Source organism: uncultured Bradyrhizobium sp. (assembly GCF_947648125.1).
In the GTDB taxonomy this organism is placed as follows: domain Bacteria; phylum Pseudomonadota; class Alphaproteobacteria; order Rhizobiales; family Xanthobacteraceae; genus Bradyrhizobium.
Window position 1 is genome coordinate 41,392 of the sequence record NZ_CANSMR010000019.1, and the last position, 21,396, is coordinate 62,787.

The following is a 21,396-nucleotide window of genomic DNA, read 5'->3' on the forward strand; positions in this document are numbered from 1 at the left end:
GCTTCCAGTTAAAGCCGGATCGAGTCGTCGCGGCTCCTTAGCCGCGATCGTGCTAGTCCTTGTTGCCGCGCAGGGCGCGATAGATCGTATTGCGCGACACGCCGAGGCGGCGCGCGGTCTTGCTGATGTTGTTGCCGGTTTCGGTGTACGCAGTCAGCACGTGCGAGCGCTGAATCTCGTGTAGATTGGCCTTGAGCCCACCACCCGCCGCCTTGCCGGTCAGGCGCTCGCCGCCGGAATGTGCAAGTACGGACTCGACCGATGTCTCGCAGATCAGATCTCCCGGCTCGGCCAGTGACAATCGGGAAAGCACGTTGCGCAGTTCGCGGATGTTTCCATCCCAATCGAGTTCGGCCAAACGATCGATCGCCCCTTCGGTCAAATCCATCAAGGGATCGATCTTGTGGATCAAATGCCGCACGATCTCGGCGAAATCGGAACGCTCGCGCAAAGGCGGCAACGTCACCTCCAGCGTGTTGAGGCGAAACAGCAAATCCGATCGGAATCGGCCCTTCGCTATCGAGTCGTCGAGATTGGCATTGGTGGCAGACACCAGGAGAACGTCGACCTGACGTTTGGTGCCACCGACCGGCCGGACAGTCCAATCATCTAGAAAGCGCAGCAGCACGGCCTGCAACGTCACCGGCATGTCGCCGATCTCGTCGAGGAAGAGCGTTCCGCCGTCCGCTTCCTTGAACAGTCCCGCAGCCCCGCCCTTTTTGGCTCCCGTGAAAGCGCCTTCGGCATAGCCGAACAACTCGGCCTCGATCAGGCTGTCGGGGAGCGCTGCGCAATTCACCGGAACGAAAGCGCCGGCCCGTCCACTGGCGGCATGAGCATGGCGGGCGAGTTGCTCCTTGCCTGTGCCGGTTTCGCCGCGGATGAGGATCGGCATCTTCCGGACGGCCGCGATGCCGACCTGCTGGACCACGGAGGCGATCGCGGGATCCGCCGATACGAATTGCGTGGCGACGCCCTTGGGTGCGGGAGGCCGGGGCCGCGAGACCGCCTGGATCATCGAGAACTGGCGCGCGTTTTCGATGGTTGCGACGAACTGGCTGCCGACCTCATCTTGCAGGCGCTGGCGTTCTTTGTGCCGCCCTTCATCGACAAAGGCGCTGAACTTGGTGCGAAACACGTCGGCGAAGCGGCGCCCCGGTGAGGCGGGCAGGCCATGCAGCAGGACGCTCGCGGCGCGGTTCGCCGCAAGGATACGGCCCTCATTGTCGACGGCGAGCAGGCCGGCGCTCAGGGTGTGGAGGTATTCGCCGCGGTTGTGGAAGGCGATCAGGATGTTGCCGCGGTGATACTCGCGGAACAGGCCGTTCTCGATCTGGGTTGCCGCCATCGCCACCAGCGCCTGGGTGTGAGCCTGGCGCGACATGCAATCCGATGACGCATCCAAGATTCCTGCCAGTTCTCCGTCGGGCGCGAAGATCGGGGCCGCGATGCATGTGAGGTTGCTGTAGCGCGGGAAGAAGTGCTCGCGTCCGTGAACGACGATGGCCCGCTTGAGATAAGCCGCCGTGCCGAGGCCGTTGGTGCCGCAACTGGCTTCGCTCCACACCGTGCCGGGCCGGATACTCGCGGCGTCGGAGGTGTCACTGAAGCTCGAGTCCGAGATGATGTCGAGCAGCAGGCCGTCGGCGTTCGCAAACGCGATCATGAAATTCGAGCCGGCGATCTGCTGATGCAAGGTGTGCATCTCCGCGAGCGCCAGGCCGCGGATCAGTGAGCAGCGCTGCTGTTCCTGGCGCAGCACGGCGCTGCTCACGAGTTCGGGCGACGGCGGACGCAGGGTGTCGAGGCCAAGCGAAATGCAGCGCATCCAGCTATCGTAGATGTCCGCGGACAGAAGTTCGGCCGGCAGTGCGCCGCGCTGCTCGAGCGTCATCCAAGCACTGTCGATGCGTCGGCCGGATGTCAGCATTCTGGCTCCTCCCAGAGTCGCGGCTTGGCGATTTCCTCTTGGTCGCGTCGCTCGGCTCGTCCTGTTCGCGCGACGCAGTTTTCACAATCATAGATCAAGCAGTCGAAAATCCAAATTTCTGCGCCGTCGTTGTCGCGCTCATCGAACTGTTCCGACTCGGAACAGTTGCGCGCAAAGCCTGCTCCGAGGCGGATCGGCGCGCGCACGCCGGCGATCGCAAGAACGATAGGTAGATCAGGCCTTTGTGGGCTTGGCACAGCCCTTGCTGACTTATTCAGCGGGATGGCGATCGCGTCCGATCGACAGAATCAAAAAATTTTGGGGAGGCCTTTTCAATGAAAGCGGCGGTGCTGCATGAGTTCGACGAGAAGCTGACGGCAAAGGAGTTCGTCAGGTTCGAGGACGTGACCGACCCGAAGATCTCGCGTCCGATGGACGTGATCGTGCGCCTCGGCGGCGCCGGCGTCTGTCGCACCGACCTGCATATTGTCGAAGGCATTTGGCGCAGCAAGGTCGACGTCAAGCTGCCTTACATCATGGGTCACGAGAATGCCGGCTGGGTCGAGGCGATCGGGCCGGGTGTCGAAGGGGTCAAGGTCGGCGACAGCGTGATCTGCCATCCGCTGGTGACCAGCGGGCATTGTCTGGCATGCCGCCGCGGCGACGACATGCACGCGCTGGATAGTTCGTTTCCCGGCATCAACGCCAATGGCGGCTATGCGCAATATCTGCTGACCGGCCAGCGCTCGCTGATCAAGTTGCCGAAGTCGCTCGCACCGAAGGACGTCGCTCCCTACACCGACGCCGGCCTCACGGCCTATCGCGCCGCCAAGAAGGCATCCCGCCATCTGCTGCCGGGTGAATATGTCGCGGTGATCGGCGCCGGCGGGCTGGGCCATATCGGCATCCAGGTTCTGGCAGCGCTCTGCGCGGCAGAGATCATCGTGATCGATCGCGCTGCAGACTCGCTCGAGCTCGCCAGGAAGTGTGGCGCGCATCATCTCGTGAAGGCTGACGGCAATGAAGTTGAAGCCGTGCTGGCGCTGACCGGCGGGCGGGGCGCGGAGGCTGTGATCGATTTTGTCGGCGAGGGTGACGCTATCGCCAAGGGCCTGTCGATGACGGCGAACGCCGGCTACTACTACATCGTCGGGTATGGCGGGAAGATCGATATCCCGACCATCGACATGATCACGTCGGAAAAGACGATCGTCGGCAATCTGGTCGGCACCTATGCCGAACTGGTCGAACTGATGGCGCTCGCGGACCGCGGCCTCGTCGAACTCCACACCAAGGAATACCGGCTCAGCCAGGCCAACGAGGCGCTTCATGATCTGCATCATGGGCGCATTCATGGCCGTGCGGTGCTGATCCCCTAGGGCATGTGCCACGAGATGCAAAGCTTCAGTCCGGATCGTCGAGCGAGAGTGGCGCGAGTGACAGACGACAGCCCGCCAAGGCCACAGATCACCGCCGGGGATGCGGCCGAACTGCGGCGCGCCCGCGACCGGATGATCGCCCGGGACAAGGTGATCGACGAGATGGTCGACAACAACGAGCGGCGGATCACCAACGAGCATGCCCGCGGTGGCGCCGAAATCGAGCTCGCCTGTGCCGTGCGTGGCGCGGCGCGTGCCGAAGCCGGGCCTGAGGCGCATGCGGAGTTGGAGCGGGCGATCGCACGCCTGGAGCTGCTCCGGGAGGAGGATCGGCGCCTGGTGGCCGAGCGCGAGTGGCTCAACACGTCACTGCGCGAGATCGACGACGGCCCGTCACCCGGCGAACACGAACGTTCGGGGCACGCATGACGAACGAGGCGACCATGATTGCATCAGAGGAGCAGAAGCAAATGCCGTCTCCGCAACCGGGCATGAGCGAGGAGGACAGGTCGAAAGACGCCTTCTTCATCCAGCTGGCCGCGATCGCGGAAGCCATGATCGCCGCGCACGGCAAGGATTTCGCCACGGGCGCACTGGTTCTCTCGGCGAAATTCGTCGCCGAAGGAAAACCTCTCATCAAACGGGCCAGCGGAGGGTGACGAGGAACGACGAAGTCAGCAGATCGATCAATCCATTTGACGGACTCAAAGTGAGTTTTGCAGCCGAGAATTTCAACAGAACGAACCAGGGGTTTTGACCTCTGATCAAAACGAGAATGCCGGAAGCAACGCAACGTTCAAAGGAGCTGGAAATGACTGCAAGTCTGACACTGAACAAGATAACCGCGCAGAAAGGGATCAGCATCGCTGAAGCGGCCAACCGCGTCGCGGATCTTGGCTGGACGCCAAGCTACGTGCAGGAGGCGATGACGTTCCCGACCGACTACAAGATCTCGAAGACGCCGCGTGACCCGATGAAGCAGGTGCTGCGGTCCTATTTCCCGATGCAGGAGGAAAAGGACAACCGGGTCTACGGCGCGCTGGATGCCGCATTGCGCGGCGACATGTTCCGCAATGTCGAGCCGCGCTGGGTCGAGTGGATGAAGCTGTTCCTGGCGATCATCCCGTTCCCGGAGATCTCGGCGGCGCGTTCGATGGCAATGGTCGGGCGGCTCGCGCCCGGCGAGGAACTGCGCACCGGCTTCACCATGCAGATGGTCGACGAGTTCCGTCACTCGACGATCCAGATGAACCTCAAGAAGTGGTACATGGAGAACTATATCGATCCCGCCGGGTTCGATATCACCGAAGCCGCGTTCGGCAAGTGCTATGCGACCACGATCGGCCGCCAGTTCGCCGAAGGCTTCCTGACTGGCGACGCGATCACCGCCGCCAACGTCTACCTGACCGTGGTCGCGGAAACCGCCTTCACGAACACCCTGTTCGTGGCGATGCCCTCAGAGGCCGCCCGCAACGGCGACTATGCGCTGCCGACCGTGTTCCTGTCGGTTCAGTCGGACGAATCCCGCCACATCGGCAACGGCCACTCGATGCTGATGGCAATGATCAACGATCCGTCGAACCACCAATTGCTGGAACGCGACCTGAAATACGCCTTCTGGCAGAACCACGCGATCGTCGACGCCGCGATCGGCACCTTCATCGAATACGGCACGACCAACCGCGACAAGAACAAGGAGTCCTACGCGGAGCTCTGGCATCGCTGGATCTACGAGGACTACTACCGGACCTACATGCTGCCGCTCGAGAAGTACGGCATCAAGATCCATCACGACGACGTCGCGGCCGCCTGGGACCGGATCGTCAAGAAGAACTACGTCCACAAGACCGCACAGTTCTTCACGGTCGGCTGGTCGGTGAACTTCTGGCGCATCGAGGCCCAGACCGAGCGGGACTTCGAGTGGTTCGAGCATAAATATCCGGGCTGGTACGCCGAATTCGGCGACTTCTGGAAGTGGCACGCAAAGCTCAGTGTGCCCGGCGAGACCAACATCCTGTTCAACAGTGAAGTGGGCTACGTGTACCCGCATCGGTGCTGGAGCTGCATGGTGCCGTGCCTGATCCGCGAGGACTTCGTCTGCGACGAGGTCGATGGCAAGATCTACACCTACTGCTCGGAAGGCTGCCGTTGGACCCACAAGGTGGCGTTCGCCGCGGAATACGAGGGGCGGGCGACGCCGGCGATGGGCCGCTTCAGCGGTCGCCGCGAATGGGAAGACTGCTACCACGGCTGGGATGTCGCCGATGCGATCAAGGATCTTGGTTTTGTCCGGCCTGACGGCAAGACCATGATCGCACAGCCGCATCTGCGCTTCGACGCCAAGGACATGTGGACGCTCGATCACGTGCGCGGCCACACGCTCGGCAGTCCGTTGCGCGGGTTCCGGGCGCTCTCGCCCGCCGAACGTGAGGTCGCGACGGCCGAGTATCGCAAGGGCTTCAAGATCAACCCCTGCCACTAAGCGTGACGATGGGAGGGGCCGCGCTTCGCGGTCCCTCCTGCCGGCGGCCGGCGAAGGTTCGTCCGGCTGTTCTGTTCAATTGCCGTGACGACAAGGCGGGGACGATGACGGACGTGCTGGTTCATAAGGTTCGTTTCGAGCCGGTGGGCATCGAGATGGAAGTGGAAGAGGGCGAGACGGTGCTCGACGCGGCGTTTCGCCAAGGCATCTCGCTGATGCATGGCTGCAAGGAGGGCCAGTGCGGGAGCTGCAAGTCCAGGCTGGTCGACGGCGACATCGAACTGCTGAAATATTCGACCTTCGCCTTGCCGGACTACGAAAGCGAGACCGGCCACGTGCTGCTGTGCAGGACGCATGTCTACAGCGACATCAGCGTCGAGCTGCTCAATTATGACGAGGATCTGCTCAGCCGCTCGATCGCGGTGAAGGCGTTTGCCGGCCGCGTGACTGATGTGACGGCGCTGACGTCCGACATCAGGCTGCTGGAGATCGACATCGACAGACCGATGAAGTTCTGGGCCGGCCAGTATGTCGATCTGACGCTGGAGGATGGCAGCATCACGCGCGCATTCTCGATGGCGAACCCGCCGTCTGAAGCGACCCGTCTCCGCTTCATCATCAAGAAATACCGGAACGGGGCGTTCTCGGCCCAGCTCGATGGGAAGCTCGGTATCGGGGATGCGGTGACCGCCAAGGGGCCTTACGGCACCTGCTTCCGGCGCGAGGAGCGGCCGGGGCCGATGCTGCTGATCGGAGGCGGTTCGGGCATGTCGCCGCTGTGGTCGATCCTGGCCGATCACATCGGCAGCGGCGAGCAGCGGCCGGTGCGGTTCTTCTATGGTGCGCGCACCCGTGCCGACCTGTTCTATCTCGAAGAGCTCGCGGCGATCGCCGCGCGGCTCGACGATTTCAAATTCGTGCCGGCGCTGTCGCATGCCGAGGCGGGCGATGGCTGGGACGGCGAGACCGGGCTGATCCACGAGGTCGTACAGCGGCATCTGCGCCAGGAGAAATTGAGCGGTGCCATCGACGCGTATGCGTGCGGGCCGACGCCGATGATCGACGCCGTGTTGCCCGTCCTGCAAATGAACGGGGTCGAGCCCGAACACATCTACTTCGACAAGTTTACGCCGGCGGTGCGATGACGGCGTTCAAAAGTTCGTCGCAGAACAGAATGGCAAGAGGGAGTGAGCAATGAGCGCGCAAGCAAGTAGAGCAGCAGCAACCAAGCCGGCAGCAATCGTCAAATCCGGGGCAGCGGGGGCCGCAGTGTTCCCCGGCTCTGACAGTCGCAAGTACAACTACTTCGAACCCAAGGGCCGCAAAGCGACCCACTACGAGGACATGACGGTTGACGTTCAACCGGATCCGGAGCGCTATCTGCTGCAGGACTGGATCATCTCCTTCCCGGACGGAACGCCGACCTATTCCAAGGATTGGACGGCTGCGAAAAGTTCGAACTGGCACAAGTTCCGCGCCGTCGACCAGGAATGGGAGCGCACGCACTATCAACGCCAGTCGACGATTTGCGGCATGGTGCAGAACACCATCGAGAACGGCCGGAAATCGGGCGCGCCAACCCGCTTCGATCCGGCCTGGGTGAAGATTTTGCAGAACCATCTCGGCGCCTACAAGCATGCCGAGTTCGGTCTCGGCACCTCCACGATGCAGGCGCAGCGTTACGGTTATACGCAGATGGTCAACAATGCGATCCTGACCAACTCGTCCTACAAACTTCGCTTCGCGCAGGACATCACTCTCTATCTGAGCGAAATCGGCCTCGACCTTCCAGGCTTCGACATTGCCGCCGGCAAGAAGCACTGGCTGGAAGATCCGATCTGGCAAGGCGTGCGCAAGTCGGTTGAGTCGGTGATGGGTTCAAACGACTATCTGGAGCAATATTTTGCGACCAATGTGGTGTTCGAGCCGCTTATCGGAGAACTGTTCCGTTCAGGCTTCCTGATGCAGGCGGCATCTGCGCAGAACGACTTCATCACTCCGGCTGTCGTCTCCGCCGCGGAAGCCGACTATGAGCGCAATCTCGCCAACACAGTCGAGCTGTTCCACATCCTCGGCACCGATCCGACCTACGCGGCGCAGAACCTTTCGTTGTTCAACAAATGGTTGGCCAGGCATGCCGATCTCGCGCTCGATGCCGCCAATCATCTGCAGCCGATCTGGTCGCAGCCGCGTGTCAAGGTCGCGGCTTTCGCCGACGCGCTGGCGCACGCGAAGAATCGCATCAGGGGCATTGCTGCCGAGCTTGGTCTGACGGTTCCGGAAAATCTCGCGTCGTAACCAACACCGCTTCACATCCTCACTCAATTCTTCAGGAGATCGACATGCTGCACGAGAATGACAACATCTTCAAATCGATGAAAGACATCACGTTCGAGGACACGGTATCGCATCAATGCGGGGTCACCATGAACGATAGTGTCGAGGCGCGTGCCATTGCCGAGGTCATGAGCCGTCACGACCACATCAAGGTGACATACATGCCGGCGATGATTCGCATCGATGGCGACGGCAAGATGGAATTCAAGATGGACGAGATCTCGGAAGAGCTCGGCCGGGTCATGACCCCGCATCTCTTCGAGATCTCTACCTCGACGCATTACGGCCGCATGGTGATGACGGATGACAACACCGTCATGCTGTTCGGCGACATGAACGAGATGATGAAATACATCGTCTGATGACCGCCTGCGAACAAACCCTGGCCGGCGCGACGCCGGCCGGGCTCGTTCGACGACATTAATCGCGCGCCTCGTAACAACACGCCATCCAGCGGGATCGGGAGAAACGCCATGTACAGGACAGCCAAGGGTGAAGAGATTTTTGTCATCGATGGGCATACGCATTTCTGGGATGGAAGTCCGGCAAACCAGAAGAACATCCACGGCAAGCAGTTCATCGACTGCTTCTACGCCTACCACTCGAACCTGAGCCCGCCCTCGGAGAAATGGGAGAAGGAGAAGTTCGAGAAATACGATGCCAAGACGATGTTCGACGACCTGTTCGTCACCGGCTATGACGACATGGCGATCCTGCAACCGACCTATCTCACCGATTTCTACAAGAGTGGTTTCAACACCACTGAACGAAATTCGGCGATGAAGAAGAGCCATCCGGATCGCTTCATCCTGAATGGCGCGTTCGATCCGCGTGACGGCACCAAGGGCCTGGAAGCTCTTCATGCGCTGTCCGAGAAGCACAAACTCAAGGGCGTCAAGCTCTACACCGCGGAATGGCGTGGCGAATCGAAGGGCTACAAGCTGACCGACAAGGCGTCCTACCAATATCTCGAGGCTGCGCAAAAGCTTGGCATCAAGAACATCCACGTCCACAAGGGACCGACAATCATCCCGCTCAACCGCGATGCGTTCGACGTGGCCGACATCGATGATGTGGCGACCTCGTTCCAGGACCTGAATTTCATCGTCGAGCATTGCGGCTTGCCGCGGCTCGACGATTTCTGCTGGATCGCGACCCAGGAGACCAACGTCTATGCGGGTCTTGCGGTGGCGCTGCCCTTCATCCATTCGCGGCCGGGTTATTTCGCCCATGTGATTTCCGAACTGTTGTTCTGGGTTGGACCGGAGAAGATCCTTTACGGTAGCGATTACGGCATCTGGACGCCGAAATGGCTGATCGACAAGTTCATGGCATTTGAGATTCCGGCCGACGTCACCAAGGAGACCGGTTCGGTGTTGTCGATGGAGGCCAAGACCAAGATTCTCGGCCTCAACGCCGCCCGCATCTACGGCATCGATGTCGAGGCGCAGAAGAAGAAGATCCGAGCCGGCGGCGGTTATGCCCATTTGCCCGAAGCCGTTCACGCGCCGAGGTGATGGTCATGAAGCGTGGCGTTGAGGGGAGGGAGCGGCAGAGAAGCCGCTCGTCAGATGACAAGCAGTCCCAGATATGGGCCTGCTTGCAAGGCGTGATGGATCCGGAACTCGACGAGTCCGTCACCGAGTTGAATTTCGTGACCAAGGCCGACGTCGACCCGAAGGACCACGTCCACATCGAGTTTCGTTTGCCGACCTATTGGTGCGCTGCCAATTTCTCATTCCTGATGGCAGACGACATGCGCCGGGCTGTCAGCGCGTTGGACTGGGTCAAGGGCGTCAGCGTGGTCTTGGGTGAGCACATGTATGCCGACAAGATCAATGCGGGCCTCGCCCAGGGACGCTCGTTCCAGGAAACGTTTGGCGCCGAGGCCGATGGCAGCCTCGATGATCTGCGTCAGACATTCCTCGTCAAAGCGTTCCAGCGCCGCCAGGTTGCGCTGCTCGGCCACCTCGTTGCGCTCGGGCAGTCGCCAGCACAGATTGTGAGCCTGACGTTGAGGGAGCTGGGTTGCCTGCCGCTCGACGATGCAGGTGAGAAGCTGATTCAGCGCTATCTTGAGCGGCGTGCTGTCGTAGGCCCGGCAAGCGGTGATAGGATTGCCTTTGTCGACGCGAACGGAGCGCGGCTAAGCGCCGACGGCCTCGCCGGATACGTATCGAATCTACGGCGTGTCGGCATCAATGCCGAATTCAACGGCGCGTTGTGCCGTGGCCTGCTTGCCGCGCGATTCGACCTCGAGACACCGTTCGTATCGAAAGCGAGGACGATACCGGCGTCGCCGGGTACGCAACAGGGGCCGTGATGCCGGTGCGCAGCGTCGATAACCAGGCCAGACCAGACGACCTCAAGGCAAAGTCGGGGATTTAGAATGCCGAAGATCATGTTGCACGATGAAGCTGCGCGGGCCGCGCTCGGCCGGGGCGTCGCCAAGCTCGCCAAGGCGGTACGCGGGACGCTGGGTCCGAAGGGCATGAACGCGATCATGGACCGGCCGATCGGCACGCCGATCGTGTCGCGCGATGGCGTCAGTATTGCCAGCGAAATCGAACTTGAATGCCCGTTTGAGAATATGGGCGCGCAGGTGTTGCGCGAGGTTTCAGCGCGAACCAATGAGGTGGCGGGGGACGGCACCACCACGGCCACCGTGCTCGCCGATGTTCTTGTGCAGGAAGGCCTGAAATGTCTGGCGGCCGGCGCCAATCCGGTCGAACTGGTCGAAGGGCTGGAGCTGGCGGTTACCGAAACCATCACGGCGTTACGACGGTCGGCGAGACCGCTGCAGGGGCCTGCCGGCCTGCGGGCTGTTGCGAGCATTGCCGCCAACGACACAGCGCTCGGCGCCATGGTAGGCGAAGCCTTCGAGCGCGCCGGCAATCACGGAATCGTCGCGGTGGAATTCGGCAACACGGTCGAGACGACGCTGGAAATCGTCGAAGGCATGGCCTTCGATCGAGGCTATCTTTCACATCACATGGTCACCGATGTCGAGAAAATGCAGGTGGTTCTAGACAATCCCTTCATCATCATGACCGATCTCAAGATCCAGGCCGGGGAGCAACTCGCTGGTGTTATCTCGCTCATCGAGAAGAGCGGGCGACCCTTGCTGATCATCGCCGAGGAAGTAGCGCCGTCGGTCATCATGCAATTGCTGGCGCATCGGGAGAAATCCAATTTCAAGGTCGCCGCGATTCACCCGCCGGAGTTCGGCCATTGGCGCAAGGCGATGCTCGAGGATATTGCGATCACGACCGGAGGGCGCGTCATCTCGGCTGATCTGGGCGGAAGGCTCGAGAAGGCGGAACTGCACGACCTCGGGTCCGCGCGCCAGGTGCGCATTTCCGCCTCGAAGACCCTGATCACAGCGGGAGGTGGCGATCAGAAGACCATCGCGGCGCGACGCGAACAAGTGTTGCGCCAATACGATGCCGCTCCCGAAAATATCGAACGGGACAAGTTCCAGGAGCGCATCGCAAAACTGTCCGGCGGCACGGCGATGATTCTCGCCGGCGGCGCGACGCCGGTCGAGCAAAAACGCCGGACCCAGTTGATCGAGGATGCCATCAACGCGACCCGCGCTGCGCTCGAAGAAGGTATTGTGCCGGGTGGCGGAGTGGCCTTGTTGAGGATCGCTGCAAGGCTCGACGAATTGATCAATCGCCTGGACGGAGGCGCCAGGCAGGGCGCCGAACTGCTGCAACGCGCACTCAGTCGGCCGCTTTTCTACATCGCCGCCAATGCCGGCCTGAACGGAGAGGCGGAGGTTGCGAAAATTGCCAAGGCCAGGAATGGCTACGGGCTCGACGTGCGCAATGGCTCGGCGGTCGATCTTGTCGAAGCTGGTATCATCGACCCGGTCAAGGTTTGCTACAGCGCGGTTCGCAATGCGGCATCGGTGGCCGGACTTATCCTGACGACGCAGACCTTGATCGCCAAGAAGCCGGATGATTACGATCCGACCGCCGGCCCGGCCCGAGGTGGTGGTGCTGAGCTGCTCTGAACGGAGCGGATCATCGGTTCGAAGCGACCGGCGCTCCATCGCTAGCCGGGCATGCTGCGATACTCGCAACATCCAGCGATTCGAGGCGCTATCGCATCACTCGGGCTTCTTCTGCCCGAGAGCGCGATAAATGGTGTTTCTTGAGACGCCGAGACGGCGCGCGGTTTCGCTGACGTTTCCGGCGGTCTCGGCATAAACCACCAGGATTCGCGCGCGATGGATGTCGTGAAGTGATCCGGACTCCGTTCCGGCGGGGTGAACGATGTTCTCCGCGCCGGCTCCGTTGATAAATCCGTCCGCAGCGGCAAGGCTGAATCGCGCCAGAACGTTGCGGAGCTCGCGGACGTTGCCGGGCCAGGGACGTGCGGCGAGATGCGCAATGTCGGTCGGCGTGATTTCGCAATTCGGGTCGATCGTATTGAGCAGATGGCGAACGATGGCATCAAAGTCGTTTCGATCCCGAAGTCGCGGCAGAGTGACCTCGAGCGTATTGAGACGATAGAGCAGGTCAGATCGGAACCGGCCTTCGACGATGGCCTTGTCCAACCTGGCGTTGGTGGCGGAGATGAGAAAGACATCGACCTTCGATCTGACGCCGCCGACGGGGCGCACGGTCCAGTCGTCGAGCAGGCGCAGGAGCACCGCCTGCAGCGCGACAGGCATGTCGCCAATCTCGTCAAGGAACAGCGTGCCGCCGTCGGCCTCCTTGACCAGTCCAATCGAGCCGCCGCGCCGGGCCCCAGTGAATGCTCCTTCGGCATAGCCAAACAGCTCGCTCTCGATCAGGCTTTCCGGCAGGGCGGCGCAATTCACAGGAACGAACGCGCCGGTTCGCCCACTCGCGATATGGGCGTGGCGGGCAAGCTGTTCCTTGCCGGTTCCGGTCTCGCCGCGGATGAGGATGGACATCTTGCGTGCTGCTGCGGTCTCGACTTGACGGACGATGGCTCGGACCGCCGGGTCGTGCGCAACAAAGCTGGCGGCCATGCTCTGAGGAGACCGTGGTTCCGGCCTTGAATCCTTTCGGGCGGATGATGAACTCGCGCTGTCGCTGCCTTCGGATTCGGACCTCGATTTCCGGGCGTCGGGATGCGTGATTAACTGGCGTCGGCGCGTATGCAGCACCACGATTGCGCCGATGCCGGAGCGTTCATTCTCGACGAAGTTGAAGCTCGCGTTGGGAAGCAGCTTCTTCAGCCTGCTCGGCCACTCATCGAAGGGAACCGTCTTCAAAAAGCGGGTTGGCGCGTCGTTGTGAATGCCGTGGCGATCATGCTGGAGTGCGTTCAGAGCACGCTCGGTGGCGTGGAGGATCATGCCACGACGATCGAGCACGATGCATTCATCGTTCGCCCATTGCGATCTCTTGCCGAGAAAGCGGCATAGCAACTCCTCGTGTTCCTGTCGGACTGATTGAGCCAGAACGCTTTCCACGTGATGGCCGACCGCGACGGCCAAAGCCAGGCTCTGCGGATTGAAGGTGCTCGCAGGACCCGAGATGTCGACCACGCCAAGCAGTTCGCCATCGGTCGGGTCATGAACCGGGACGGCAGCGCAAGTCCACCGCTGCACCTCCGAGCAGAAATGCTCCGTACCGTGAATCTGGACAGGTTTCGATTCAGCTATCGCGGCACCAATCGCGTTGGTGCCAATGTCGGCCTCGCTCCAGCGACCTCCGTGTTCGAGATGGACTGCGCGGCCGGCGTCAATGACCCTGTCGTCGCCCTGCGTATCGATGATCAGCCCACTCGGATCGGTGAGGATCATGATTGAGTTTGCATCGCGTAGAAATGTTTTTGAATTTTCGAGAGCGCAGCGGGCGGCATGACGGAGCGGCGCGTATTTGGAGCGACGACGAAACAACTCGGCGTCCGCGACGAGCGGCGCTCGCGCACGGTCGACGGTGACGCGATGGTTCCTGGATCGCTGCCACGACGCTGCGACCGATGATCTCAAGTCGGATGACAACGCTCCGCGCTCGACGAACTTCTCCCATGCCGCCAGCACTTCCCGTTGGTCCATCCCGGCTCCTCCGAAGTGAGAGGTGCTGCACCCGCTCACGACGGGCCCTGCGATCATTCACCTGAATGCGGGGGAATGCCTGCCGCAACTGCCGGTTCGCTCACGCAAAGTCCGACGGCAAGACCCGTCCAGGCCGCCGTAACGGCCGTCCGATCGGATTCCATTCCGCCGCACCCGCCGTCAAGACGACCGCGCCTTCCGACAAGCAACCCCTTCAGCGTCCCACGTCCCTAACGTCCCAGGCTTTTCTCTCGTACCCGTTGACCAGATCAGCCTATCCTTTTCGAATGGTTCTAGCAAAGGTAGCGATCGAAGTTCCTTCGGGCCGCGGCTGGATATGTTGGAAAATTGGGGCCAGGCGCGCTGTAGTGCGGCGCAGCATTCGATCCTTCCGCCAAATTTCAAAACGAAGAGACGATAGCCCGATCGAACGTGAGACATTAGCTTCCGGGGCACTGAACCACCGCAACGGTCGCGCTGATTGCACGCTAACGCTTGAACCAGCGCTGGATTGCGATTTCAGCCTCCAGGTTGCCAGCCGGCGGTCGCGGAAAGGGCGCGCGCGTGGGCGATCAGGGCCGTCGCTGTCGGACCTTTCAGGTCATCGTCGAGAATACCGATGGGTCCCATCATCGTGATGGCTGCGATCATGAAGCCGGCCTGGTCGAAGATCGGTGCGGATAGGGAGGTGAAGTTCGGCAGAAGGGCGTCGCGACAGCGGCTGATGCCGTCGCGCCGGATTGTGTCCATCATCTCCTCCACCTCGGTCTTGGTGGTTGGCGCGTCATCCACCCGCATCTCGCGCGAACGTTCTTCCTTGAGCTCTTGATCCAGCATTTCGCCCGTCAGCGAGCGCGGCAAGTGTGCAAGAAAGTTTCGCCCCAACGCAGACCGCAGCAGGCTCAGCACGCTTCCGACACGCAGCTCGATGATGGGTCGGCTGGCTCCACCCTCGACGCGATAGATGATGGTGGGGCCACGGTTGCCCCACACGCCGAGAAACACTGTGTGCCCGATCGTCGTTGCGAGTTCGGTCATGGCCGGCCGCGCAACGGCAAAGACGTCGAATTGCTCGATGGCCGCCATGCCGAGCTTCAATGCGTAAGGACCGAGAGCATAGCAGCCGGTGTCGGTTTCCTGTCGGACGATGCCGACAGCCTGAAAGCTCACCAGGTAATAGTGAACGTTGGCCGCCGACATTCCGGTGTTGGCGGCGATCATCTTCAGTGGCACCGGTCGAAGTTCGGTTCGCAGGTAGTCGAGGATCTTGAAGCCGATCTCGATCGACTGAATGCCGCGCCGACCGGTGCGTTCTGCGGTGGTGATTTTGACGGATCTGGCTCCTCGTGCGGGTACGGATGCCGGATCGGGCGGTCGGGGGCGGCGCGGCCTCTTCACTCAAAATCCTTAAAAATCATAGCGTTAGGGCGGTTGTCGTCGTGGCGCATTATTGAGCGCGACTCGCCGGATATTCAAGCTTGCCGTATTTGACGACATCATATGTATATGACTAAATAAAATGGCTTGATGCGGGGCTGGGTTTGGCCGCGGGCGCAAACAGGGGAATGACGATGGATGCACGAGTGACGGCGGTACCGGCCGATCAGAACCTGACCCGCAGCGAGGAACGGCGGGTCGTTCTCGCCTCGACCCTCGGCACGGTGTTTGAGTGGTACGACTTCTTCATCTACGGCTCGCTCGCCGTGTTCATGAGTTCGGTATTGTTTCCCCCGGACAACCCGACCGCGGCCGTGCTTGCTTCGCTCGGCGCTCTTGCGGCCGGTTTCGTGATCCGCCCGATCGGCGCCGTGGTTTTTGGCCGCATCGGCGATCTCGTCGGTCGCAAATATACCTTCCTCATCACCATCGTGATGATGGGAGGCGGCACGGCCCTGATCGGCTTCCTGCCCACCTATGCCAGCGTCGGTCATGCTGCATGGATCTCGCTGGTCGTGCTGCGATTGATCCAGGGCCTCGCGGTCGGGGGCGAATATGGCGGCGCCGTCGTCTACGTTGCGGAACACTCGCGTCCGGACCGGCGCGGGCTTCTGACCGGCTGGATCCAGATCACATCGTCGGTCGGGCTGGCGCTCTCCATCGCGGTCATCATCGGCACGCAAAGCGTCATGAGCGAGGCCGATTTCAGGGCTTGGGGATGGCGCGCTCCCTTTATCATCTCGATCGCGATGCTGGCATTCTCGATCTACGTCCGAGCCAGGCTGCACGAATCGCCCGTCTTCACGCGTCTCAAGGCGGAGCGCCGCCTGTCCATGAGCCCGGTTAGAGACACGTTCGCCCGGTGGTCCAGCCTTCGCCTGGTGTTGCTCGCGCTGTTCGGTGTGACCGCGGGGATGGGATCCACCTATTTCACCGGCCAGTTCTACGTGATGATCTTCATGCAGCAGATCGCAAGGATCGATCTGCAAACATCCTATATCCTGATGGCCATCGGCCTCGTCATCGGTGCACCCGCTTTCATTTTCTTCGGCTGGCTGTCCGATCGGATTGGACGCAAATGGCTGATGATGACGGGGCTCGTGCTGTCGGCGCTGTGCTACCGGCCGATGTTTTCATCGCTTCTGGAGGCTGGAAATCCGCAGCTCGTGGCGGCGACCCGCAGTGCGCCGGTGACGGTGCATGCGGACACCACCAGCGAAGCGTGCAAGTTCGGCCTTGCGGCTGCGCTGCTGAGTTCGCACGGCGACCACGGCAAGCCTTGCGTCCAGGCCAAGAAGCTGCTGATCGGAAGCGGAATCAACTTCAGCTATGGCGCTCCGGTGGACGGCCAGGCCGTGTCCATGACGGTCAATGGCAGGACGATTCCCGGATACGACGCGGTGGCTTATCGCAAGGCACTGTCCGAAGCAGGTTATCCCGCCAAGGCCGATCCCGCAAAGGTGTCGTCCGCCCACATCGTCTTTCTGCTGGTCGTCATGACCGTGATCGTCGCGATGGTCTATGGGCCGGTGGCATCGTTCCTGGTCGAGATGTTCCCGGCGAACATCCGATACACGGCGCTTTCGTTTCCTTACCACATCGGTGCCGGCATCTTCGGTGGCTTCCTGCCCTTCTTTGCAACCTATCTTTCGCTGGCGGTTGGCGACGTTTTTGCGGGGCTCTGGTATCCGGTTGTCATTTGCACGGTCGTCGCGGTGATCGGATCGATCATGTTGCCGAACAGGCCGCAAATCGAGACTGATCACTCGGTGTGACATCGTCGCGGGCCGCAGCCGCGGCCCGTTCCCCTTTTCGGTGCCCAGGATAGCGTGATGGATATCAATCGACCGAACACATACAAGGCGGCCGTCGTTCAGGCCGCGTCAGATCCGACAAGCTCGCTGGCGTCGGCGCAAAAGGCGGCGGCCTTGATCGAGAAGGCGGCTGACGCCGGCGCCAGGTTGGTCGTCTTCCCTGAAGCGTTCCTTGGCGGCTATCCCAAAGGAAATTCGTTCGGCGCTCCCGTCGGCATGCGCAAGCCCGAAGGACGCGAGGCGTTCCGTTTGTACTGGGAGGCGGCCATCGATCTCGATGGCGAGGAGGTCGAGACAATCGCCGCGGCCGCGGCCGCAACCGGTGCTTTCACGGTCATCGGCTGCATCGAGCGAGAGCAGGGCACGCTCTACTGCACGGCGCTGTTCTTCGACGGAGCTCGTGGTCTCGTCGGCACGCATCGCAAGCTGATGCCGACCGCAGGCGAGCGGCTGATCTGGGGTTTTGGCGACGGCTCGACCATGCCGGTGTTTGAGACCTCGCTCGGCAATGTCGGCGCGGTGATCTGCTGGGAAAACTACATGCCGATGTTGCGTATGCACATGTATAGCCAGGGGATCAGCATCTACTGTGCCCCAACCGCGGATGATCGCGACACCTGGCTTCCGACCATGCAGCATATCGCCCTGGAGGGACGCTGCTTTGTCTTGACGGCCTGTCAGTATCTCAAGCGCGGTGCCTTCCCGGCGGACTACGAGTGCGCGCTGGGCGCCGATCCCGAGACCGTGCTCATGCGCGGCGGCAGCGCCATCGTCAATCCGCTAGGCAAGGTGCTGGCGGGGCCATGCTTCGAGGGTGAGACCATCCTGTATGCCGACATTGCGCTCGATGAGGTGACGCGCGGCAAGTTTGATTTCGACGCTGCGGGGCATTATTCGCGTCCGGACGTTTTCCAGCTCGTCGTCGACGATCGACCGAAGCGGGCGGTCTCCACCGTCAGCGCCGTTCGCGCGCGCAATTGAGGGACCGATGCTCTTCGATATGGGCCAGCTTCCGGCGGATATCCGCTACAAGATTCTCACCGCGACGGTTACGCCGCGCCCCATCGCGTGGGTGACGACCCGTTCCCGGGGCGGCGCCGCCAATGCGGCACCTTTCAGCTTCTTCAACGTCCTCGGGCATGAGCCGCCGACGGTCGTGCTCGGCCTGCTGCGTCATCCGAACAAAGGCTTGAAGGACACGGCGCAGAATATCGTCGAGACGCGTGAGTTCGTCGCTCACCTGGTGTCGCGCCATATGGCCGAAGCCATGAATGCGACGGCAGTCGATGCTCCGACCGGGGTCGACGAGACGGAGATTGCAGGGCTTCAGACGCTTCCCTCGCAGATGGTTGCGCCTCCGCTCATCAAGGGGTGCCCAGTGGCGTTTGAATGTCGCTCCCTCTCGGTTCAGGAGACCGGGCCCCGGCAAATCGCGGTGATCGGCGAGATCGTTTGTGCGCATGTGGCGGAGCCGTTCGTGATCGATGCGGAGAGAGGCTATATCGATACGATCGGCCTCGACCTCATTGCCCGCATGCACGGGTCGGGCTGGTATGCGAGGCCACGCGACCTCTTCCAGCTGGTGCGGCCGCCGCCGATCGAATAGGGACGGCCGGCGCGCGGCCCCGGTCCATGCGGGTACATATGAATTCGGTAGTCTGAAGCACCTGGCCTTGCGTCAGCTCCGGTTCGCCCGCGAGCAGCTGCCGGCTGCGAAGTGCCGACGTTAGGGCTGATTCGCCGCGTGATCGCGGCTTGGGCCGCCTGGGCACAGAGGCTCGCGATCAGGTCAGGATGGTTGCCGGCAGCCTCGGATTTCTCCGCCCAGCCCTCCAGTGCCTCCAGCATCGGCGGAAGGGTCGCGGCGCGCAGGTCCGCATAGTCTTCGGTGACGGAGCGGCCAAGATCGGTGACACGGTAGCGTGTTTGCTTGCGCGATGAGGAGCCTTCGGTCTCGATCAGGCCGGCCTTCACCAGCTTTCGCGTGGCATATTGCAGATTGGGTACGTTGACGCGGTTGACCAATTGCCCGATCTCGGAGAGCCGCTTGGGCTCGTCGCCCATTCTGACCACGTTGAGCACGGCGACGTGTCCCTTCTTTGTACCCTCCATTCGACAAGTTTCTGCGCTTAGGCGGACGATCGGAGGAAATATCGCAAATTTACGTCGTGTGAGGAAAGGCGGTAGCGGTCTTCCGCTACCATGCGCCGCGATTGCGCGCGCCAATCTGCGATATTCCGCGATTTCGTACGCTCACTACGCGCGTCGGCTCATCCAGCGACAACGACCACCATGATCGATCCCCAAGTTGTCAGCAGAATATTCGAAATCGGATAGGCCGGCGTATAGCCGAGCACCACCACGGAGCTGCCGGAGCGCTCCTGAATGGCGGCCATCGCTGCCGTGACCGTCTGTGCCCCGGTCAATGCGCCGAGCAGGAGAATGGGATTCATGCGCAGCACGAAATGGCCAAAGCAGAAACCGACGATCTGCGGCAACAGGGTGACGATCATGCCGCCCAGCAGCAGGCCGATGCCCGACTCCCGTAGAGCGGAAAGGAAGATCGGTCCGGCATGAATCCCAGTGAGCCCGACGAAGGCCGCCAGTCCGAGCGACGTCATCAGACTGATCGCGCCGTCGGGGATCCGGCCGAAATACGGCAGACGGGTGCGGAGATAGCCGACCAGAAGTCCGGCGAGCAGGGTGCCGACGCTGGTGCTCAGCGAGATCGTGATGCCGCCCACGGAAAAGCTCAGGAGAACACCAACGAGGCCGCCGAGGAAAATCGCGAGCCCCAGCACGACGAAATCGATGCTGGTGCTCGGCGCGACGATGACGCCGATGCTGTTGGCTGCATTCTGCACCACCGGTTCAGGACCCACGATGCGAAGCAGATCGCCGCGCTGCAGGACGACGCCGGCGGCAATGGGAAGTGCCTCGCCACCCCGGCTCACCGAGCGCAGATAGAGGCCGCGTGCCCAGCTCTGCTCCGACGCTTGCTGGAGACTGCTGCCCGCGAGCTTCGGGTTGATCAGGAACACGTCGGCCGAGACCAGCGGGATATCGAGCAGCTCCCGGTCCTCCACCTCCTCGCCGCGCGGCTCGATCAGCTCCACGACGATTTGGCGCGGAGCGGACAGCGCGACAACGTCGCCGGCCGCCAGTATGGTTCCAGGCTCCGCCTCGAGGATGCGCTCTCCGCGGCGAATGCGGTGGATGAACACGCGCTGCCCGGGCACCCGCGCCTCGGCGGCCGCAACCGTCAATCCGACGATCGCCGCGCGATCATCCAGCCGGTAGGCACGCATTTCGAACTTGCGCCAGGCGGACGCCAGGCCGGGCTTGGCGCGCGTGATGCCCAGGGCCTGTTCCAGCTTCAGCGCTTCCGTCTTCAGGTCGATCTTCAGCAGCGCCGGAACGACAATCGTGCAGAACGTGATCACGCCGGCATAGCCGAAGATGTAGCAAACCGCATCGGCCACCGCGATGTGCGAGACAAACAACGCACGCTCTGCGTCGGAAACGGGCAGCGAATTGACTGCGTCGGTCGCCGTACCCATTGCGGCACTCTGGCTCAGCGCACCGGACAGGAGTCCGGCCGCAAAGCCGGGGTCAAGTCGCAGTACGCGTGCCACGACGATCGCGGCGGCAAGGCCAGTGAGGCTCACGACAACGGCCATCAGCACCGGCTTCAGCCCGTCGCGCTTCATCGCCAGCACGAATTGCGGACCGACCGAATAACCCACCCCGAACAGGAACAGCAGGAACAGGAACGATTTGGTCATGCTGGAGACGGGCACGTGCGCGAAGTCGCCGACCGCAAGGCCGGCGAAGAGCGAGCCCGTCACCGGGCCAAGGCTGAAAGCGCCGATCCTGAAGCTGCCGATCCAGTAGCCGGCCGCGATCACCAGGAACAGTGCGAGCTCCGGATAGCGGACCAGAAACTGCTGTAGCCAGATCAACATTTTCCAGGGCCG

The 21,396-nt window shown here is 61.9% G+C and carries 19 protein-coding genes; 13 read left to right on the forward strand and 6 right to left on the reverse strand.

Translation table 11 applies throughout. The features are described from left to right. Nucleotides 1-52: 52 nt before the first annotated feature. Nucleotides 53-1,930: a sigma-54-dependent Fis family transcriptional regulator gene (locus Q0030_RS27995; protein WP_298374414.1), complete on the reverse strand. Its 1,878-nt coding sequence runs from the start codon at nt 1,928-1,930 to the stop codon at nt 53-55. Further along, the gene (locus Q0030_RS28000) at nt 1,924-2,136 is read right to left on the reverse strand and encodes a hypothetical protein (RefSeq protein ID WP_298374417.1); all 213 of its coding nucleotides are present in this window, start codon (nt 2,134-2,136) and stop codon (nt 1,924-1,926) included. Before Q0030_RS28000 ends, Q0030_RS27995 begins: the two co-directional genes overlap by 7 nt. Nucleotides 2,137-2,265: 129 nt before the next feature. On the opposite strand from Q0030_RS28000, the gene Q0030_RS28005 reads away from it, so the two are divergent. From Q0030_RS28005 to Q0030_RS28050, 10 genes are all read left to right on the forward strand, one after another. Continuing rightward, nucleotides 2,266-3,309: an NAD(P)-dependent alcohol dehydrogenase gene (locus tag Q0030_RS28005; RefSeq protein WP_298374419.1), complete on the forward strand. Its 1,044-nt coding sequence runs from the start codon at nt 2,266-2,268 to the stop codon at nt 3,307-3,309. Nucleotides 3,310-3,366: 57 nt separating this feature from the next. Then, nucleotides 3,367-3,738, forward strand: coding sequence for a hypothetical protein (locus Q0030_RS28010; protein ID WP_298374421.1), 372 nt, complete (start codon nt 3,367-3,369; stop codon nt 3,736-3,738). Continuing rightward, entirely contained in the window at nt 3,735-3,968 is a 234-nt protein-coding gene (locus tag Q0030_RS28015; protein ID WP_298374424.1) for a hypothetical protein, read from the forward strand. Before Q0030_RS28010 ends, Q0030_RS28015 begins: the two co-directional genes overlap by 4 nt. Before the next feature lie 152 nt (nt 3,969-4,120). Beyond that, complete coding sequence (locus Q0030_RS28020; protein WP_298374427.1) at nt 4,121-5,791, forward strand: aromatic/alkene/methane monooxygenase hydroxylase/oxygenase subunit alpha; 1,671 nt, start codon at nt 4,121-4,123, stop codon at nt 5,789-5,791. Nucleotides 5,792-5,895: 104 nt separating this feature from the next. Then, nucleotides 5,896-6,936: a 2Fe-2S iron-sulfur cluster-binding protein gene (locus tag Q0030_RS28025; protein ID WP_298374430.1), complete on the forward strand. Its 1,041-nt coding sequence runs from the start codon at nt 5,896-5,898 to the stop codon at nt 6,934-6,936. A gap of 49 nt (nt 6,937-6,985) precedes the next feature. Then, nucleotides 6,986-8,089 carry an aromatic/alkene monooxygenase hydroxylase subunit beta gene (locus Q0030_RS28030; RefSeq protein WP_298374433.1) on the forward strand — a complete coding sequence of 368 codons (1,104 nt, stop codon included), beginning with the start codon at nt 6,986-6,988 and terminating at the stop codon, nt 8,087-8,089. A gap of 44 nt (nt 8,090-8,133) precedes the next feature. Then, nucleotides 8,134-8,490 (forward strand): MmoB/DmpM family protein, encoded by a 357-nt coding sequence (locus tag Q0030_RS28035; RefSeq protein ID WP_029085595.1) that lies wholly within the window; start codon nt 8,134-8,136, stop codon nt 8,488-8,490. A 111-nt stretch (nt 8,491-8,601) separates the two neighbouring features. Beyond that, entirely contained in the window at nt 8,602-9,645 is a 1,044-nt protein-coding gene (locus Q0030_RS28040) for an amidohydrolase family protein (protein WP_298374439.1), read from the forward strand. A 5-nt stretch (nt 9,646-9,650) separates the two neighbouring features. Next, the gene (locus Q0030_RS28045; RefSeq protein WP_298374442.1) at nt 9,651-10,451 is read left to right on the forward strand and encodes an iron-sulfur cluster assembly protein; all 801 of its coding nucleotides are present in this window, start codon (nt 9,651-9,653) and stop codon (nt 10,449-10,451) included. A gap of 66 nt (nt 10,452-10,517) precedes the next feature. Beyond that, nucleotides 10,518-12,146 carry a molecular chaperone GroEL gene (locus Q0030_RS28050; protein ID WP_298374445.1) on the forward strand — a complete coding sequence of 543 codons (1,629 nt, stop codon included), beginning with the start codon at nt 10,518-10,520 and terminating at the stop codon, nt 12,144-12,146. A 96-nt stretch (nt 12,147-12,242) separates the two neighbouring features. Here the strand turns inward: Q0030_RS28050 and Q0030_RS28055 are convergent, their stop codons facing one another. Both Q0030_RS28055 and Q0030_RS28060 read right to left on the reverse strand, forming a co-directional pair. Then, nucleotides 12,243-14,168 carry a sigma-54-dependent Fis family transcriptional regulator gene (locus Q0030_RS28055; RefSeq protein ID WP_298374447.1) on the reverse strand — a complete coding sequence of 642 codons (1,926 nt, stop codon included), beginning with the start codon at nt 14,166-14,168 and terminating at the stop codon, nt 12,243-12,245. Between the two features lie 519 nt (nt 14,169-14,687). After that, on the reverse strand, nt 14,688-15,566 hold the full coding sequence (locus Q0030_RS28060; protein WP_298374449.1) for an IclR family transcriptional regulator: 879 nt from the start codon (nt 15,564-15,566) through the stop codon (nt 14,688-14,690). A 173-nt stretch (nt 15,567-15,739) separates the two neighbouring features. Between Q0030_RS28060 and Q0030_RS28065 the strand changes: the two genes are divergently transcribed. From Q0030_RS28065 to Q0030_RS28075, 3 genes are read left to right on the forward strand one after another with little or no spacing between them, the layout of a single operon-like run. Further along, complete coding sequence (locus Q0030_RS28065; protein ID WP_298374451.1) at nt 15,740-17,380, forward strand: MFS transporter; 1,641 nt, start codon at nt 15,740-15,742, stop codon at nt 17,378-17,380. 54 nt (nt 17,381-17,434) lie between these two features. Beyond that, nucleotides 17,435-18,400 (forward strand): nitrilase, encoded by a 966-nt coding sequence (locus Q0030_RS28070; RefSeq protein WP_298374454.1) that lies wholly within the window; start codon nt 17,435-17,437, stop codon nt 18,398-18,400. 7 nt (nt 18,401-18,407) lie between these two features. Further along, nucleotides 18,408-19,025 carry a flavin reductase family protein gene (locus Q0030_RS28075; protein WP_298374457.1) on the forward strand — a complete coding sequence of 206 codons (618 nt, stop codon included), beginning with the start codon at nt 18,408-18,410 and terminating at the stop codon, nt 19,023-19,025. Here Q0030_RS28075 and Q0030_RS28080 read toward each other — a convergent pair. Further along, nucleotides 18,917-19,531, reverse strand: coding sequence for a winged helix DNA-binding protein (locus Q0030_RS28080; protein ID WP_298374460.1), 615 nt, complete (start codon nt 19,529-19,531; stop codon nt 18,917-18,919). The two genes, Q0030_RS28075 and Q0030_RS28080, sit on opposite strands and share 109 nt — an antisense overlap. 158 nt (nt 19,532-19,689) lie before the next feature. Continuing rightward, nucleotides 19,690-21,384, reverse strand: coding sequence for an aspartate-alanine antiporter (gene aspT, locus Q0030_RS28085; protein WP_298374462.1), 1,695 nt, complete (start codon nt 21,382-21,384; stop codon nt 19,690-19,692). Nucleotides 21,385-21,396 lie beyond the last annotated feature (12 nt).